General features: G+C 70.0%; 16 protein-coding genes. 5 read left to right on the top strand and 11 right to left on the bottom strand.

Translation table 11 applies throughout. The features are described 5' to 3' along the window. Positions 1 to 9: 9 nt before the first annotated feature. From ACFSJG_RS05285 to ACFSJG_RS05270, 4 genes are read right to left on the bottom strand one after another with little or no spacing between them, the layout of a single operon-like run. The gene (locus tag ACFSJG_RS05285) at positions 10 to 1,401 is read right to left on the bottom strand and encodes a DUF1254 domain-containing protein (RefSeq protein WP_378484149.1); all 1,392 of its coding nucleotides are present in this window, start codon (positions 1,399 to 1,401) and stop codon (positions 10 to 12) included. A gap of 15 nt (positions 1,402 to 1,416) precedes the next feature. Further along, positions 1,417 to 2,214: an enoyl-CoA hydratase/isomerase family protein gene (locus ACFSJG_RS05280; RefSeq protein WP_378484148.1), complete on the bottom strand. Its 798-nt coding sequence runs from the start codon at positions 2,212 to 2,214 to the stop codon at positions 1,417 to 1,419. A 4-nt stretch (positions 2,215 to 2,218) separates the two neighbouring features. After that, positions 2,219 to 3,727, bottom strand: a complete 1,509-nt coding sequence (locus tag ACFSJG_RS05275; RefSeq protein WP_378484147.1) for an MFS transporter — start codon at positions 3,725 to 3,727, stop codon at positions 2,219 to 2,221. A 3-nt stretch (positions 3,728 to 3,730) separates the two neighbouring features. Beyond that, positions 3,731 to 4,342: a PadR family transcriptional regulator gene (locus tag ACFSJG_RS05270; RefSeq protein ID WP_378484146.1), complete on the bottom strand. Its 612-nt coding sequence runs from the start codon at positions 4,340 to 4,342 to the stop codon at positions 3,731 to 3,733. Between the two features lie 97 nt (positions 4,343 to 4,439). Between ACFSJG_RS05270 and ACFSJG_RS05265 the strand changes: the two genes are divergently transcribed. Then, on the top strand, positions 4,440 to 5,126 hold the full coding sequence (locus tag ACFSJG_RS05265) for a GNAT family N-acetyltransferase (protein WP_378484145.1): 687 nt from the start codon (positions 4,440 to 4,442) through the stop codon (positions 5,124 to 5,126). Positions 5,127 to 5,176: 50 nt separating this feature from the next. Continuing rightward, on the top strand, positions 5,177 to 6,193 hold the full coding sequence (locus ACFSJG_RS05260) for a glutathione S-transferase family protein (RefSeq protein WP_378484144.1): 1,017 nt from the start codon (positions 5,177 to 5,179) through the stop codon (positions 6,191 to 6,193). Positions 6,194 to 6,203: 10 nt separating this feature from the next. On the opposite strand, the gene ACFSJG_RS05255 is transcribed toward ACFSJG_RS05260, so the two are convergent. Next, entirely contained in the window at positions 6,204 to 6,611 is a 408-nt protein-coding gene (locus ACFSJG_RS05255) for a VOC family protein (protein ID WP_378484143.1), read from the bottom strand. Next, the gene (locus ACFSJG_RS05250) at positions 6,608 to 7,453 is read right to left on the bottom strand and encodes a helix-turn-helix domain-containing protein (RefSeq protein WP_378484142.1); all 846 of its coding nucleotides are present in this window, start codon (positions 7,451 to 7,453) and stop codon (positions 6,608 to 6,610) included. Before ACFSJG_RS05250 ends, ACFSJG_RS05255 begins: the two co-directional genes overlap by 4 nt. Before the next feature lie 157 nt (positions 7,454 to 7,610). Here ACFSJG_RS05250 and ACFSJG_RS05245 point away from each other — a divergent pair, with 157 nt between their 5' ends. From ACFSJG_RS05245 to ACFSJG_RS05235, 3 genes are all read left to right on the top strand, one after another. Next, entirely contained in the window at positions 7,611 to 8,324 is a 714-nt protein-coding gene (locus ACFSJG_RS05245) for a hypothetical protein (RefSeq protein ID WP_378484141.1), read from the top strand. A gap of 8 nt (positions 8,325 to 8,332) precedes the next feature. Further along, positions 8,333 to 8,758 (top strand): DUF6153 family protein, encoded by a 426-nt coding sequence (locus tag ACFSJG_RS05240; RefSeq protein WP_378484140.1) that lies wholly within the window; start codon positions 8,333 to 8,335, stop codon positions 8,756 to 8,758. Positions 8,759 to 8,824: 66 nt separating this feature from the next. Next, positions 8,825 to 9,460, top strand: a complete 636-nt coding sequence (locus tag ACFSJG_RS05235) for a DUF305 domain-containing protein (protein ID WP_378484139.1) — start codon at positions 8,825 to 8,827, stop codon at positions 9,458 to 9,460. Positions 9,461 to 9,463: 3 nt separating this feature from the next. On the opposite strand, the gene ACFSJG_RS05230 is transcribed toward ACFSJG_RS05235, so the two are convergent. The 5 genes from ACFSJG_RS05230 to ACFSJG_RS05210 all read right to left on the bottom strand — a co-directional run bounded on the left by ACFSJG_RS05230 (position 9,464) and on the right by ACFSJG_RS05210 (position 15,563). After that, positions 9,464 to 10,786, bottom strand: coding sequence for a diacylglycerol/lipid kinase family protein (locus ACFSJG_RS05230; protein ID WP_378484138.1), 1,323 nt, complete (start codon positions 10,784 to 10,786; stop codon positions 9,464 to 9,466). Between the two features lie 53 nt (positions 10,787 to 10,839). After that, on the bottom strand, positions 10,840 to 12,606 hold the full coding sequence (locus ACFSJG_RS05225; RefSeq protein WP_378484137.1) for an FAD-dependent oxidoreductase: 1,767 nt from the start codon (positions 12,604 to 12,606) through the stop codon (positions 10,840 to 10,842). 34 nt (positions 12,607 to 12,640) lie between these two features. Next, entirely contained in the window at positions 12,641 to 13,627 is a 987-nt protein-coding gene (locus ACFSJG_RS05220; RefSeq protein ID WP_378484136.1) for an AurF N-oxygenase family protein, read from the bottom strand. Positions 13,628 to 13,745: 118 nt separating this feature from the next. Next, the gene (locus ACFSJG_RS05215; protein WP_378484135.1) at positions 13,746 to 14,912 is read right to left on the bottom strand and encodes a YbfB/YjiJ family MFS transporter; all 1,167 of its coding nucleotides are present in this window, start codon (positions 14,910 to 14,912) and stop codon (positions 13,746 to 13,748) included. Positions 14,913 to 14,993: 81 nt separating this feature from the next. Beyond that, positions 14,994 to 15,563: a DUF6630 family protein gene (locus ACFSJG_RS05210; RefSeq protein WP_378484134.1), complete on the bottom strand. Its 570-nt coding sequence runs from the start codon at positions 15,561 to 15,563 to the stop codon at positions 14,994 to 14,996. Positions 15,564 to 15,641: the final 78 nt, after the last annotated feature.

Here is a 15,641-nt window from a genome sequence, read left to right as displayed (position 1 = left end):
CTGGAGCTGTCATTCGGTTGCCTGCACGACCGGTGGTGACCAGGTCTGGTCGGTCGGCAGGTAGGTACGCAGCATGAGGACGAAGTCGCCCTCCGGCGCCGGCAACCAGTTCGTCTTGCCCGACGGCGGCGGCGAACTGGAGATCCACACGTCGAGGGATCCGTCGTCGCCGCGCACCAGTCCGGGCGTACGGTCGCCGATCGCGTAGCGGGCGATGCTGTTGGGCACCAGGAACATGTCGGGCCCGTACAGCGTGATCGACCAGAACCCCCTCGGGTCGATCGGCGGCAACTGATCGGCGTCGAAGTGCAGCAGGTGACCGGTCGATCCCCGCAGCACGTCGCCCGCGGCGTCCTCGCGGGTGACGTGGTACATCGACTCCTCGGGCACGTTCGCGCCGAGGCCGATCTTCGCGACCATCGCGCGGTGCAGGTAGTCGGTGCCGTACCGGCCTGCGTCCTCGAGCGAGCTCCAGGAGCCGGGATCGCCGTCGGAGCCCTCGGCGATCACGTCGTCGATCCGCTCGCTGCCCAGGACCACACCGGACGCGAGCGCCTCGACGTCCTGCCGATCGCCGGTGCTCGGCGTCGCCCCGGGAGTGACTCCGAGTTCCGCGATCTCCGCGAGCAGCGGACCGTCCGCCTCCGGCGCCGGATTGGCGGCCAGGACCGCGGCGAGCTCGTCGTAGAACGCGGGCCCCGACGCCCCGACCGCCTGTGGCGCCGGGTTGTTCCCGCAGTCGTTCGGCGGCAGGGACGGCGGTGTCGTCACGGGCGCGGGACCGAGGACCCGCATCGAGTACTGCTTCTGCGCGGCCTGCGCGGCGGGCAGGTCCTCCATCGACTCGACGAGCGTCCGGCCGATCACCCACGAGTCCCAGGTCGGCGACTCGATCACCTCGGCGCCGGCGGGCGCGGTGCCCGACCAGCCGGGCGGCGCGATCAGGAACGAGCCTGCGGCCGAGCCCGTCTCCCGCGTCCCGACATTTGCGAAGACATTGCTGTAGATGTCGAGCAGCTGGAAACCGAAGTACCGGTCACCCATCTCGGGATGCGTCAGCAGGATCGGGCCGGACCGCAGGTCGAGCCAGGCGACGGAGTACAGGGTGTCGACGTTCGGGGCGACCACAGTCCGCGAATCCGGCCCCGACATCTGCGACTGGTTGTAGAGCTGATTGATCGGCAGCAGGCACGTCATGTTCGCTCGTGTCCTGGTCAGCGCCACGGGCGCGTATCCGTAGACGAAGCCGTCCGCCGCGATCTCGGCGCGCTCCCGGTGCGCGTTCGCCTCGAGATCCTCCGTCGACGATCCGCATGCCGCGAGGACCGTCGCCCCGAGGATTCCCGCCGTCGCCGCCGCCATCACACGCCCGAGCGACCGCCGCCGCACCTCACCCGCCATGGTGACACTCTAGATTCACCGGCCTGCGTAGCGTGCCTTCCCCGGTCCCGCCTCGAGGAAGCTCCGGACGGCGCCGCGCAGGTCCTCGGTCTCGAACAGTGCACCGGACACCTCGGGCGTGATCGAATCCGCGTGGGCCACACCGCCCGACCGCCACCCCTCGATGATCCGCTTGGTGGCGTGGTGGGCCAGGGTCGGTCCGTCGGCGAGCCGCGCGGCGAGCGCGCGGGCCGCTGCGTCGACGTCCTCGTGGACGGCGTTGACGACGCCCCAGGAGTGCATCGTCTCGGCGTCGTACAGGTCGCCGGTCATCACGAACTCGCGGGCCCGTCCGGAGCCTGCCCGCTCGGCGAGCCGCTGCGGGCCACCCATCGAGGGTGTCAACCCGACCACCGTCTCGACGAGTCCGAACTTCGCCTTCGGTGCGGCGAGGATGATGTCGCAGGCGAGGGAGATCTCGAACGCGGCGGTGAGGGTCAGCCCGTGCGCGGCGTACACGACCGGACACGGTAGCGCCTCGATCCGGTGGATGATCTCGGCGAACAGCGTCTGCCACAGTTCGGTGCCCTGTTCCGCCGTCAGCCCGTCGAACACGTGCACGTCCACGCCGCCGGAGACGACCCGACCCTCGGACCGCAGCAACAGCGCCCGCGGCGGCCGGGTGGTGAGCTCGGCCAGATCCGCGGTCAGCGAGTCGAACATCGCCTGGTCGAACAGGTTCAGGTCCCCGTTCGCGAAGGTCAGGACGGCGACCTCGGCGCCTGCGTCGGTGCTGCTGCGTTCGAGTCGGGTCGGCTTCGCGGATGCGGTCATGGACTCAGCCTGCCATAGGCTCGCGACTCTCCGGCGCGGCCGCCACCGGGGCACCGACCGGTGCCGCCTGCGGACGGGAGAAGCACAGCGCGGCAACGAAACCGACGAGCAGTACCACGGCAGGCAGGATCATCGTCTGCGCCATCGCGGAACTGAACCCGTCGAGCAGGAATTCGGGCATCGACCCGGCCATGCCCTCCTGCATGCCGCCGGTGGACGGAAGCCCGTTCGCGGTCAGCCGCGACGTGATGAGTGCACCGATCGCGGCGCTGCCGAGCACCGCACCGACCTGCCGTGTGGTGTTGTAGACGCCGGAGCCGGCGCCGGCCTGGTGCAGTGGCAGATTGCGGGTCGCGGTCGCCGCCAGCGGCGACCAGATGAAGGCGTTCGCGACACCCATCAGCGCGATCGGCAGCAGCAACTCCCAGATCGCGGTGTGCGGCGTCATCACCAGCGCCAGCCAGCCCAGTGACACCGACAGCATGAGGAATCCCGGGCCCGCGATGTAGCGGGGGTGCACCCGGTCGACGAGCTTGCCGACGTTGGGCGCGAGGACGCCGGTGAGCACCGCCATCGGCACCATGAGGAGCGCCGACTGTGTCGGGGACAGGCCCCGGACGCCCTGCGCGTAGAACATCACAGGCAGCAGCAGACCGGTGATCGCGAAGCCCATCGAGGTGATTGCGATGTTGGCGAGCGAGAAGTTGCGGTCGCGGAACAGCTCCAGCGGCAGCAGCGGCTCGTCCTTGTTAAGCGACTGGTTCCAGACGAACAGCGCGAGCAGTGCGAGGCCACCACCGATCATCAGCCAGATGCGAGCCGACCAGTCGTACGTGTTGCCCTCCTGCAGACCGAACACGAGCAGGAACATGCCTGCGGCGCTGAGGAGCACGCCGGGGATGTCGAACTTGTGCTCGTGGGTCTCGAGGGTGGGGACGAGCCGCAGGGCGAGGAAGAAACCGACGATGCCGACGGGCACGTTCACGATGAAGATCCACTGCCAGCCGAGCCCGTCGACCAGCACGCCGCCCGCCAGCGGGCCGACCAGTGTGGCGACACCGGCCACCGCACCCCACAGGCCCATCGCGGTGCCGCGCTTGTCGGGCGGGAAGATGCGGGTGATGACGGCCATCGTCTGCGGGGTCATCAGTGCCGCACCGAAGCCCTGGAACACGCGGGCGACGATGAGCATCTCGATGCTTCCGGACAGACCGCACCACAGGGACGCCGCCGTGAACAACGTCAGGCCGAGCAGGTACAGGTTCTTCGGGCCGAAGCGGTCACCGAGGCGGCCGGTGATCAGCAGGGGCACCGCGTAGGCGAGCAGGTACGCGCTCGTCACCCACACGACGCTGTTGATGTCGGCGCCGAGGTCCTCCATGATCGCCGGATTCGCGACCGCGACGATGGTCGAGTCGACGAGGATCATGAAGAACCCCAGACACAGCGCCCAGAGCGCAGGCCAGGGTTTGACGTCGGGCGTCGCGGTCCCGGATGTCGTGGTTTCGGTCATGGGTCAGCCCCTCGTGTGCTGCGCAGCGGTCTGCGCTCGATTGTTCGTGGTGGTTTCCGGAACGACCCACGGGAGCGTGCCGCTCGTGAGTTCGTCGACGGTGGCGCGGAGCCAGTCGATCTCGGTGCGGGTGACGGCGCGCCGGTAGTCGACCTCGATCCAGTAGGCACGCGGCTTGTCGAGTTCGAGCATCGTGGCGCGGAACGTGTCGAGGTCGGCGAGTTCCCCTTCTAGGAGGGCGATCCGGGCGGTGAGCCGTTGTACGACCTCCTCGCCGTCGAGGTTGTGCGCCTCGGACAGGGCCAGGGGGAACTGCGGGAACTCGCGGACCGCCCGTTCGAGCGCCTCCCCGACCCGGGCGCGCAGTTCAGCGCGGCCGGCGCCGGTGATCGCGTAGGTGGTGCGTTCGGGACGGTTCCCGTCCCGTTCGGTGGCGACGGCGACGATCAGTTCCGCGGCTTCGAGCCTGCCCACGGCGTGGTACAGGGACCCGGCGCGCAGTTTGACCAGCCGGTCGCGGCGACGCTGCTGGAGCAGCTGGAACATCTCGTAGGGATGCATGTCGCGCTCGTTGAGCAGGGCGAGGACGGTGGTCCCCAGTGGAGTGCCGGGCACGGCCCGCACCTCCTTCCGCGCGTATATTCCGTGTGGAATATACGGCGCGGAACAGTAGGCGGTCAAGGTCGTCGCCGAGAACCGATACCGTCGGTGCGTGGACTCGCATCAACTCGACATCGTCGCCCTCGCCTGGTCGCGGGAGCTCGGGCTGCCCGACGACGCCCTGCGTCGCGACGGGGCCCGCTCCGTCGGCCGGGCCGAGCGCCGCGTGGTCCACATCCGGCTCGGCACGTCCACCGCACTCGTCGGACCCGACTGGCTCGTCGACCGGGCCGACGATCTCGACGACGAGGCCCTGTCGTCCCGCGCCGTGCTGATGGAGCTGACCAAGGACCACGCCGGACGGTGTTCGGCGCCGCGGCTGCTCTCGTACGCCGCCGAGCCGCGCGACGACATCGACGTCGACAATCCCCTCATCTCCCACGTCCAGCCGCACGTCCAGGCGCTGGAGGCGGCGTGCCCGCCCGACGACGTCGCCGAGGCATCCCTCATCGGGCGCCGGAACTGGTTCACGCTCCTCGACGAGGACGAGAATCCGCTCGCCTCGGCGGGATACGACGAATGGCAGGGGATCGTCGCACGCATCGGGGTACTCACCGTGCCTGCCGCGCGGCGCCGGGGCCACGGCACCGTCGTGGGCAGGCTGTGCACGAACGACGCGATCGACGAGGGCATGATCCCCCAGTGGAGCAGCCATCCGGGCAACACCGCGTCCCGCCGCCTCGCCGCGCGACTCGGATTCGAGGAACTCGGCTCGATCACCGAGGTCACACTGCCCTGACCCGCGTCACAGCCGCTGACCGGACAACGCGCGCACCGTAATCTGACGGGGTGACCGACAACGACAGCACGCGCGGCTCCTACGTCGACCCGGGCAGGGAATTCGTCCGGGACACCCGGTACATCGAAACCCGGATCACCGCCGACGGCCGCGACGGCTACCCCGTCGAACCCGGCCGATACCGGCTGGTCGCGGCCCGGGCATGCCCATGGGCGAACCGCGCGATCATCGTCCGCCGGCTGCTCGGACTGGAGGGCGTGCTGTCGATGGGCCTGTGCGGACCCACCCACGACAAGCGCAGCTGGACATTCGATCTCGACCCCGGCGGCGTCGATCCGGTCCTGAAGATCCCCAGGCTGCAGGACGCGTACTTCGCCCGCGATCCCGGTTACCCGCGCGGCATCACCGTCCCGGCGATCGTCGACGTCCCGTCCGGCAAGGTCGTCACCAACAACTACCCGCAGATCACCCTCGACCTCTCGACGGAATGGACGGCGTACCACCGCGAGGGAGCTCCGCAGCTGTATCCCGAGCACCTGCGCGCCGAGATCGACGAGGTCGCCGACCTGGTGTTCCGCGACGTCAACAACGGTGTGTACCGGTGCGGGTTCGCCGGATCGCAGGAGTCCTACGACGCCGCGTACGACCGGCTGTTCGCGCGCCTCGACTGGCTGACCGACAGACTACGGAACCAGCGATTCCTCGTCGGCGACACCATCACCGAGGCGGACGTGCGACTGTTCACGACACTCGCCCGATTCGACCCCGTCTACCACGGGCACTTCAAGTGCAACCGCAGCACACTCACCGAGATGGACGTGCTGTGGGCGTACGCGCGAGACCTGTTCCAGACCCCCGGATTCGGCGACACCGTCGACTTCGCGCAGATCAAGGAGCACTACTACGTGGTGCACCGGGACATCAACCCGACCGGGATCGTCCCGAAGGGCCCGGACCTGTCGTCCTGGCACAGCCCGCACGGCCGGGAAGCGTTGGGCGGCCGGCCCTTCGGCGAGGGCACACCGCCTCCGCCGCCGCTTCCCGCCGAGACGGTCCCGCCGTTCTGACGCCTCTCCACTATTCGCCGGCGTAGGTACCGAAGCTCCAGAACACGCCTTCGGGGTCGCGGCAGGTGAATCCACGGGAGCCGTAGTCCTCGTCCTTCAGCCCCTGTACGACCGTGGCGCCCGCCGCGACGGCACGGTCGTGCAGGGCGTCGGGGCCGTCGGTGACGAGGTAGATCGCCCCCACGCCGGCGGGCAGGTCGGCGAGTACGGAGTCCTCGCGACGGCTGCCGAGCATCACACCGCCGCCTGCCGGCCAGGTCAGCTCGGCGTGGTCCACGCGGTCACCCTCGCCGTACACGGCCTTCTCCACGAACCCGAAGGCGTCGACGAGGAAGGCGATCGCGGCCCGGGCGTTCGCGTAGGTGAGGCAGGGCCAGACGTGTGTGGTGGTCATCGTTGCTTCCGTTTCGGTGGTCATGGCGTCGACACTGCCCGCTCGTGGGGCTCGTCGTCTTGGACGAGTGGGAACCGTTCCTCGGCCCGCCACCGCGACGGCGGCACCCCGGCGAGGGCGCGCCATTCCCGAGCCAGGTGGGCCTGGTCGTAGAAACCGCATCGTGCGGCGACGTCGGCGAGGGTCGCCGACGGACGCAGGCGCTGGAGTTGCCTGGACCTGTCGAAGCGGGCCACGCGCATCGCGTCCTTCGGCCCGATCCCGAACTCCGCGGTGAACCGGGTGACCAGATACCTTCTGCTCCAGCCGATCTCTCGCGCGACGTCGGCGACGCGCGGCGCGTCGGGCTCGGTGAGCCGTTGCCAGGCGCGGGCGAGGTTGCAGTCGAGAGTGTCGTCGACCGCGCGACGCACCAGCACCTCGTCGAGGATCGCGAACCGTTCGGGCCAGCCGGGCTCGGCGGCGATCCGCTCGGCGAGTTCGCGGGCGTCGGGACCGAGGACGTCGCGCAGGTCCACGATCCACGCCCCGATCGCTCCGGCGGGCACCCCGAGCAGCGCCCTCGATCCGGCCGGGGTGAGCGCCAACTGGACGCCGTGCTGGTTGCCGTCGTGCGCGATGCTCACCGCCGAGGTCGCGAGCCCGCTCGCCAGGGCTCCCCAGGCGCCCGCGGGTTGCTCGGGGTGTGCGGTGGCGGTCACGGCGAGCGGCTCGTCCAGCGACACGACGACCGTCAGCTCGGGCGCAGGCATCCCGAGATGGACCCCGGGCGGATAACCGGACAGCCGGTACCCCGCGTACGGCCCGAGGAAGGGCCGCAGCGGTGGGGCAGGCAACGCACGAGCCCCGTCCGAGACACCGGGCATTCCCCGAGGCTATCCCCTGTGCGTACTTTTGGTAGTCGGCGCTACCACAAGTGCGCACAGGCGGCGCAGCCGCATTCTTTGGAACAATCGGGACGTGCCGGACGTTTGACATTTGTTCGGCTGCCGACCGTGCAGTTCCGAGCAGGAGGACGTACCGATGAACATCACCGGACGCGTCGAGCAGGCGATCACCACGCTCCTCGACAACGGCGCCAGGCTGCAGGGCCCTGCCGTGGAGGCGCACGTGTCGAGGTTGCGCCGAGCCCATCCCGGGGAGAGCCCGCAGCAGATCGTGGACCGGCTCGAGAAGATGTTCCTGCTCGCCGTCACAGGCAGCGGCGGCGCAGTCGGTGCCGCAGCCGCCGTGCCCGGCATCGGGACCGCCGGATCGATCGCCGCCGTCGGCGCCGAAACCGCCTTCTTCCTCGAGGCGAGCGCGCTGTTCACCCTCGCCGTGGCCTCGGTGCACGGCATCCCGGTCGACAACCACGAACGCCGGCGTGCGCTGGTGCTCGCCGTCGCCCTCGGCAGTGCGGGCATGGAGATCGTCGAGAAGGCGGTCGGGAAGACCACCAAGAACTGGGGCGCTCTGCTCTCCGGAAAGCTGCCCACCCAGACGGTGCGCGGCATGAACAACAGCCTGGTCCACACGTTCGTCACCCGGTACGCCGTCAAGCGCGGTGCCCTCATGTTCGGCAAGTTGGTGCCCGCAGGCATCGGTGCCGTGATCGGCAGCGCGGGCAACCGGACGATCGGTAAGGGCGTCGTCGCGAACGCGCGCGACGCATTCGGCCCGGCGCCCGCGCAATGGGCCGTCACGGTGGACGCCTACCCGCAGCCGGTCGAGGAGAGCTACCCCCAGGGGGTATAGTGCCCGATATGCCCCGATCCGAGCACGTCAGCACAGGGCCGCGCCGCGCGGTTCTGCTGCTCGCACTCGCCCTCGGGGTACTCGCGATGCACCACGTCGCGACCAGCCTCCCCGCGTCGGCTGCGCACAGCCCCACGCAGTCCGTGATGCAGTCGAATCCGGCAGCACCGGCGACGGACCACAGCGCCACGCCTCCGGCGGACCACGGTGACGGCGGTGACCACTCGGGCGGGCAGCACATGCTCGCCTCGTGCCTGGCCGTGCTCGCCGGCGGCGTCGCGCTGCTGCTCGTCCTGCTGCTGTTCGGCGTCCCCGCCGCAACCGGCGGGCCCGTCGCGCGGGTCCGCGACTTCCGGATGCGCGCGGGGCGCGGACCACCGTTCGCACCCGACACGTCCACCCGTCTCGCCACCCTCTGTCTCCTTCGGGTCTGACAGGGCCACTGCGCCGTGCGCGCAGTCCGGTCCTTCACCACACACCCGAAAGAGCAAGGCAGACACATGAACACACGTACCAAGACCGCCGGATTCTTCGCCGCCGTCGCCGCGGGCGCCCTGATCGTCGCGGGCTGCAGCGACAGCGACGACGGCGCGGGCCACTCGATGGACTCCATGGGTTCGATGTCGATGACGACGTCGGCACCGCCGGCCGAGTCCTCCTCCGACCGCAACGCCGCCGACGTGATGTGGACGCAGATGATGATTCCGCACCACCAGCAGGCCGTGGAGATGGCAGCGCTCGCGCAGGGCCGCACCGAGAACGCGGAACTGCTCGAGCTGGCGTCGCGGATCCAGGCGGCCCAGGATCCCGAGATCGAGCTGATGACGAGCTGGCTCACCGCGTGGGGCGAACCCACGATGACGAACGAGGGCATGGACCACTCGTCGATGGGAGACATGGGAGACATGAGCGGGATGATGTCGGCCGACGACATGGCCACCCTGGAGAACGCCATCGGGGCCGAGTTCGACCGGGCGTGGCTGGAGATGATGATCGCCCACCACCAGGGCGCGATCGACTCCTCCCGGGCCATCCAGGCCAACGGAACCAACGAGCAGGTCGACGAGTTGGCCGGGAAGATCGTCGCCGGGCAGCAGGCCGAGATCGAGCAGATGAAGGCGATGCTCGGCCAGTGACACTCACCGGCCGGGGGCGCCGCCCCACGCCAGCGCACGGAGGCGCACCCAGTCCAGGGTCACCTTCGGTGGCGGCACCCCCGGCCGGGTCCGTGGCACCCGAACACGCAGAGCACCCTGCCGGACACTGCACCGGACCGGGGTCCGCACGGTGAGGGACTCACCGTCCACCCCGACCGGGATCTCGTCGGCATCGGAATCGACGACCGCCTCGGTCACCTCGTACTGGGTCACTCCGCGTTCGCGGACGCGACCGAGCAGGCCGACCGCCTGACGTGCACTCGACACCGACACCGTGACGAGCCCGAGGACGCCGTCCTCGAGCGAGGTGCGGCGCCCCAGCCCGGCGAGGTCGTTCGTGCGGTACGTGCCGTTGCTGACGAGCACGGCCTGCGGCCCCTCGACGACGGCGTCGCCCGCGCGCACCGTCAGTCGCGGCCCCCCGCCCTCCGCCAGGAGGTCGGGCAGCATCCGCAGCACTGTGCCACCCTTGTCGTCCCGGTACGCGGGACTGCGGACGATCTCGGCGTACACCCCGAACGACGCGTTGTTGACGAACACCCGGTCACCGATCGTGCCCAGGTCGATGCGGATCTCGACGCCGTCGCGGAGTGCCTCGAGGCAGGCGACGGGGTCGGTGCGGTCGAGTCCGAGGTCGAGCGCGAAGTGGTTCCGGGTGCCCGCGCTGATGACGAGGAACGGCAGGTCGTGCTCGGCGGCGACCGCCGCGACCAGCGCCTGCGTGCCGTCGCCACCCGCGACGCCGAGCAGATCGGCGCCGCGGGCAACGGCCTCGCGCGCGAGTTCCGCGACGTCGACGATCTCCGGTCCGTCGAGCAGTGCCACCTCGGCGCCGAGATCCTCCGCCCGCCGCACCAGATCCTTCTCGACGACGGTGCCCCCACCCGAGTGTGGATTCATCACCAGGAAGGGATGTTTCGGCGGCGCCACGTCACGCTCCCGGACCGGCCGCCTGCCGACGTCGAGTGCGACCCGGGCGCAGGCGACCGCGATGGCGACCAGCGCCAGCGCCACGAGGACCACCCAGAGCAGTCGCTGCTGCACGAACATGACGAGCACCGCGACCGGCGTCAGCAGGGCGATCGCCAGGCAGACCCAGCGGGCCGCACCCCGACCGGAGAGGAACCAGTAGCCGAACGCCGCCATCAGCGCGACCCCGCCGAACGTCGTGGCGAGCAGGGCCAGGGTTCCGAACACCCCGGCGACGACGAGCAACAGGAGGGCGGTGACGGCGACCGCGGCGAACGCCGCGCGGGCCCACCAGCGCCGGGACGTGCTCGGATGCCGTGCTCCGATGGTGCTCATCGGACGATTGTCCGCCGCGGGACGTGCCCGCGCACCGCGACGCGCGGATGCGTTCAGGACGAGACGAGCTGCCCCCTCCGGAGCCACCGCCGCGCGTTCGGCGCGGCGACGGGAGCCGCGGCGGTGCGCGCGAGAGCGACGAGCTCCGCCTCGTCCGTGATCTTCACCCGAACCCGACCGGACTCCGCACCCCGGCGCCGCTCCTCGGCGTCGATCGCCTGCCAGCCCGCACGGTCGATGAACGCGGGCGTACGCCGCTCGACGAGAGTGCGTAGCGCCGCCGCGTCCGCGGTCGGCGTGACGAGCCGGCCGGCATTGAAGTCGTCGACGAGGTGCCGCACGGTGTCCTGGGCGCAGGACTTGTTCGTCCCGATGAATCCGCTCGGCCCGCGCTTGATCCAGCCGGTGGCGTAGACGCCGGTGACGGAGTCGCCGCCCGGCGCGGCGAGGACCCGGCCGTCGTCGTTGGGGATGACGCCACGTGTGTCGTCGAACGGCACTCCGTCGATCGGCACCCCGCGATAGCCGATCGACGTGAGGACCAGGCCTGCCTCCACGGTTTCACTGTCGGCGGTCGCCTTGACGCGCACGGTGCCGTCGTCGCCCACCACGATCTCGTTGCGGGCGAACCTGATTCCCGTGACCCGCTCGTCGCCGAGGATCTCGGTGGGCGAGAGCAGGTAACGGAAGACGATCCGGCGACCGCCCACGGCCGGCCGGGCGAGTGCCTGGAGCAGTCGCAGCTTCTGCGTCACGGCGTGATCGAGTTCGCCGCGCGCGGCGAGGTCCTCGGAGACCGAGTCCAGTGCGGCCTCGCCGTCCGGAACCAGCACGTCGATTCCGGGTGCGTCGAGCAGTCCCGCGAACTCCGGCACCGTGAACGCCGACTGCGCGAACCCGCGCCGCGCCACGATGACGACCTCCTCGATTCGGCTGTCGCGCAACGCTTCCAGCGCGTAGGGAGCGATGTCCGTCCCGGCGAGCGTGTCGGGGTCGGCGGTCAGGATGCGGGCCACGTCGAGCGCGACGTTGCCGTTGCCGACGATGACGGCGCGGCGGTGCGAGAGGTCGTAGCTGTCGTTCGCGTGATCGGGATGCCCGTTGTACCAGGCGACGAAGTCGGTGGCCGAGGTGCTTCCCGGCAGCTCCTCCCCCGGAACCCCGAGGGTGCGGTCACGGGACGCCCCGACCGCGTAGATCACCGCATGGTGATGCGCGAGCAGCTCCTCGTGCGAGACGTCGCGACCGACCTCGACACCCAGGTAGTACTGGAAACCGGGCTGCGCGGCGATCGTGTCGTACAGCCGGGCGACCTGCTTGGTCTTCTGGTGATCGGGCGCCACCCCGGCGCGAACGAGCCCGTACGGCACCGGAAGCCGGTCGAACACGTCGACCGTCACGCCAGGCTGGGTGAGCAGTTCGTCCGCCGCGTACATCGCCGCGGGACCCGATCCGACGATCGCGACACGCAGCGGACCGTGCTCGGCGGCGACGGCAGGCGCGGCGGTGACCTTCGCCAGCGCGGGCCGGGTCGCGCTGCCGCCGATGCGGGCGCGGTCCTCGTGCGGTTCCTTGTAGTAGTCGGCGTTGATCTGCAGGTACTGGACCTGTGGCTCGGTCAGCTTCTTCTGCGGGACGATCGCGTCCACCGGGCACGCCGACACACACGCACCGCAGTCCACACAGGCCGCGGGGTCGATGTGCAACATTTCCGCCGTGAGGAAGTCGGGCTCGTCCGGCGTCGGATGGATGCAGTTCACCGGGCAGGCGTAGACGCACGAGGCGTCGCTGCAACAGGACTGGGTGACGACGTGGGGCATGGCGAGTTGTCCGATCTGGTGTGGTCGGGTGCGGTCAGGCCGCGCGTCGAACCGGTTCGCTGCGGAAACGGGAGACGTCGCCGTCGATCTTGCAGGCCTTCCACACCCGCTTCGAGAAGCGGTTCATCAGTCCGGCGTCCTGCGCGAGCATGCGGACGTCGCCGAAGTAGTTGCGCAGCATGCCCCGGGTCGCGGGGCTGTCCCAGAACAGTTCCTTCCGGACCGACCTGGGAATATCGAACCTCTTCCAGAACGACTTCGGCGGCACCACGATCGCGTCGCAGAGGATGCGCATGGTGATCGGCATCGCGATGGAGAGCGCGAACCGTCCGATGCGGGACATCTGCGGCACCCGGCGATTCAGGTACTGGTGGGCGAACGAGATGTGGCGGGCCTCCTCTGCGACGTGAATCGCCATCACGCTCTTCATGATCGGGTGCATGTTCCCGCTGCCCCGCAGGAACGTCTTCTGGATGTGGTCGATCGGCTCCTCACCGGCGAGGACGCCGACGAAGAACAGCTCGGGCAGCGGTCCGGCTGCCAGCGGGATGAACGGGGACAGCCCCCGCAGCACCGGCCCCATTCCGGGAGCGTCGACGCCGATGCGGTTGACCATCTCCTGGAACATCAGGGTGTGGTTGCCCTCTTCGATGCACTCGTGGGTGCAGTACCGGTACTCGACGGAGCCGTTGGGCAGCGAGAAGACGTACTGGGTCATGCCGCGGATGAGGATGTTCTCGAACTGCAGACCGACCTTCGCGACGTTGGCCTGACGCCACATCCCGATCTCGATCTTCTTCTCCTGCGGCAGGGCCTGGTACCAGGGGTGCGAGCCCAGCGGGTCGTCCTCCGGGTTGAGGATCCAGCGCGGGTCGTTCGGGGTCACGGCGAACTCGGGCGAATCCCACGCGATGTCGACGTAGGGGTCGAAGTGCTTGTCCACGGACGCCTCGGACAGCCGACGCAGGATGTCGTCGTAATCGGCCTGGTCGAGGTCGTTTCGAGTCGTCGACTGTGTCATCGCTACTCCCGTGTGTGGTGCCGAGCGGTGGATGGGCCGGAGGCCCGCAACACGAGTAACTGTAACTGCTAGTTTCATTCAAATCCAGGGCTCCGGCGAAATCGCCCCGGACCAGCAGTTACGTCGCGCGTTCGGCCCGCAGTACCGGGACCGTGCACAGTGCGCCCACCGCCAACACCGCCGCCGCGGCGCCGAGCGCGACGGAGTAGCCACCGCCGAGCAGCGGGGCGACGGCCAGCGGCCCGAGCACCTGACCGAGCCCGTACACCGACGTCAGGATCGCGGCAGCGCGTGGTCCGGTGAGCCGCGCACCCTCCCCCAACGCCAGCATCACGATCGCGATCATCGTCCCGCCGAACCACAGTGCCGAGACCATCTGGACCACGCCGGCGTCGATCACGGCCGACACCGCCACGGCCACCGCCTGGATCACGAGCGCGGCCGTCATCGCTGTCGCGGGCGACCACCTGCGGGCCAGTCGCATCCACAGCACGCACGAGGGCACCACTGCGACGCCGACCGCGATCCACACCGCCGACCCGAGCCAGTGCGCCGATCCGGCGGCCGCAACCGCGGCGACGAGGAACGTCGCCGACACGATGTAGCCGAGTCCCTCGCAGAAGTAGGCCACGGTCAACCAGGCGAAGGCGCGGCGCGCGGCCGGTGGTGTCACGGGGCCCCGCACCCGGGTCGGCACCGCCGTCCGACCTTCCCCGGGCAACGTCCAGGCCACCACCGCGAGTATCGCCGCGAGTGCCGCCGACACCAGCCATGCGACCCGCCAGTCCGCGGTCTCGCCCAGCGCCAGGACCGCCACGGCGGAGAGCACGATCCCGCCGCCGACTCCGCCGAACACCCAGCCGACACCGTCCCCGTCCGCGCGGACCCGCTGGTGCGCGACACGGGTGGTGAAGACGAAGACCGCGGCGCTCGCCACGCCGGCGACGAACCGGAGCACCAGCCACCCCGCGACCGATTCGGTCGCCGCCATCGCGGCGACGGTTGCCACCAGCGTCACCAGCGCGATCCGGAGCGAGAGAACCGACTGCGCGATCCGATGGACGGCGATGGCCGCGACCGCACCTGCCAGGTACCCGAGGTAGTTGGCGGTGGCGAGGGTCGCGGCCGATTCCGGGCGCAACGCGGTCTGGTCCAGCATCAGCGGCAGGATCGGCGTGAACGCGAACCGCCCCAGCCCCATCGCCACCGACAGCGCGACGAACGCCCGCGCCACGACGAACCGCTCGCCCCTGTTCACACGCTCGATCGGGTCCGCATCCACCATTCCCGCCACGCTACGGCCGGACGAACAGGCCTCCGCACCCGGCGCATCGCCGACGACCACGTCGACGGATCGCCGCGACGGCTACCCGGCGTTCTCCACGGCCATGGACACGATCGGGGTGCCCGCGGAATCGAACAGGTTCAGGCCGCACGAATCGCATTCGCCGTCAGCAGGCTTCGCCTCGGTCCTGGGTAGCTGCCACACGTTCATGCCCCCGCACGGACAGACGACGGTGTAGAGCAGCTCGGGAGAAGGCCGGTCCACACCCCACGCCCGACTCGACGCCCTCGTGCGACGCATGACGCCGACACGGTACGTGTCGTCTCCGGAACGCAGTTCGCCGAGCGCCAGTCCGGCAACCGCCAGGGCATCGTCCACCGCACGGAGGAGCGCAGGCACGTGCTCCCCGCGCTCCATGCCGGCCCCGTCTGCTTCTCCGGCCGCAGACTCGACCGCCGCGACAATCCCGCGGTCCTTCCCGAAGGCCTCCACGCGACCCGCCACGAACTGCACCACCTGTCCGGGCCGGTCCTCACCAGACCAGTCGATCTGCAGGAGAACTCCCTCCCGGATCAAGGAATCCACCACGTCGTCCACATCGAGCACGAACCCGCGCTCGGCCGTCGCAAGGAAGTACGCCAACTCGTTCATGGCGCCAGCCTACGAACGAGCACCGACCGTCCACGCAACTCGAACGTGGATCACCGCCACCGTTCGCCAACGCAGCGA

The sequence above is a fragment of the Rhodococcus gannanensis genome (assembly GCF_042681175.1).
Classification (GTDB): Bacteria; Actinomycetota; Actinomycetes; order Mycobacteriales; family Mycobacteriaceae; genus Rhodococcus_G; species Rhodococcus_G gannanensis.
The sequence above is the reverse complement of the archived record's forward strand: the minus strand, read 5'-3'. Positions and strand labels throughout refer to the sequence as shown.

Bases quoted from the DNA above. Each gene is read 5' to 3' on its own strand.
- ACFSJG_RS05225 (WP_378484137.1), bottom strand. From the start codon at position 12,606: ATGCCCCACGTCGTCACCCAGTCCTGTTGCAGCGACGCCTCGTGCGTC.
- ACFSJG_RS05215 (WP_378484135.1), bottom strand. From the start codon at position 14,912: ATGGTGGATGCGGACCCGATCGAGCGTGTGAACAGGGGCGAGCGGTTC.
- ACFSJG_RS05230 (WP_378484138.1), bottom strand. From the start codon at position 10,786: ATGAGCACCATCGGAGCACGGCATCCGAGCACGTCCCGGCGCTGGTGG.
- ACFSJG_RS05250 (WP_378484142.1), bottom strand. From the start codon at position 7,453: ATGCCCGGTGTCTCGGACGGGGCTCGTGCGTTGCCTGCCCCACCGCTG.
- ACFSJG_RS05255 (WP_378484143.1), bottom strand. From the start codon at position 6,611: ATGACCACCGAAACGGAAGCAACGATGACCACCACACACGTCTGGCCC.
- ACFSJG_RS05285 (WP_378484149.1), bottom strand. From the start codon at position 1,401: ATGGCGGGTGAGGTGCGGCGGCGGTCGCTCGGGCGTGTGATGGCGGCG.
- ACFSJG_RS05210 (WP_378484134.1), bottom strand. From the start codon at position 15,563: ATGAACGAGTTGGCGTACTTCCTTGCGACGGCCGAGCGCGGGTTCGTG.
- ACFSJG_RS05245 (WP_378484141.1), top strand. From the start codon at position 7,611: ATGAACATCACCGGACGCGTCGAGCAGGCGATCACCACGCTCCTCGAC.
- ACFSJG_RS05220 (WP_378484136.1), bottom strand. From the start codon at position 13,627: ATGACACAGTCGACGACTCGAAACGACCTCGACCAGGCCGATTACGAC.
- ACFSJG_RS05275 (WP_378484147.1), bottom strand. From the start codon at position 3,727: ATGACCGAAACCACGACATCCGGGACCGCGACGCCCGACGTCAAACCC.
- ACFSJG_RS05235 (WP_378484139.1), top strand. From the start codon at position 8,825: ATGAACACACGTACCAAGACCGCCGGATTCTTCGCCGCCGTCGCCGCG.
- ACFSJG_RS05280 (WP_378484148.1), bottom strand. From the start codon at position 2,214: ATGACCGCATCCGCGAAGCCGACCCGACTCGAACGCAGCAGCACCGAC.
- ACFSJG_RS05240 (WP_378484140.1), top strand. From the start codon at position 8,333: ATGCCCCGATCCGAGCACGTCAGCACAGGGCCGCGCCGCGCGGTTCTG.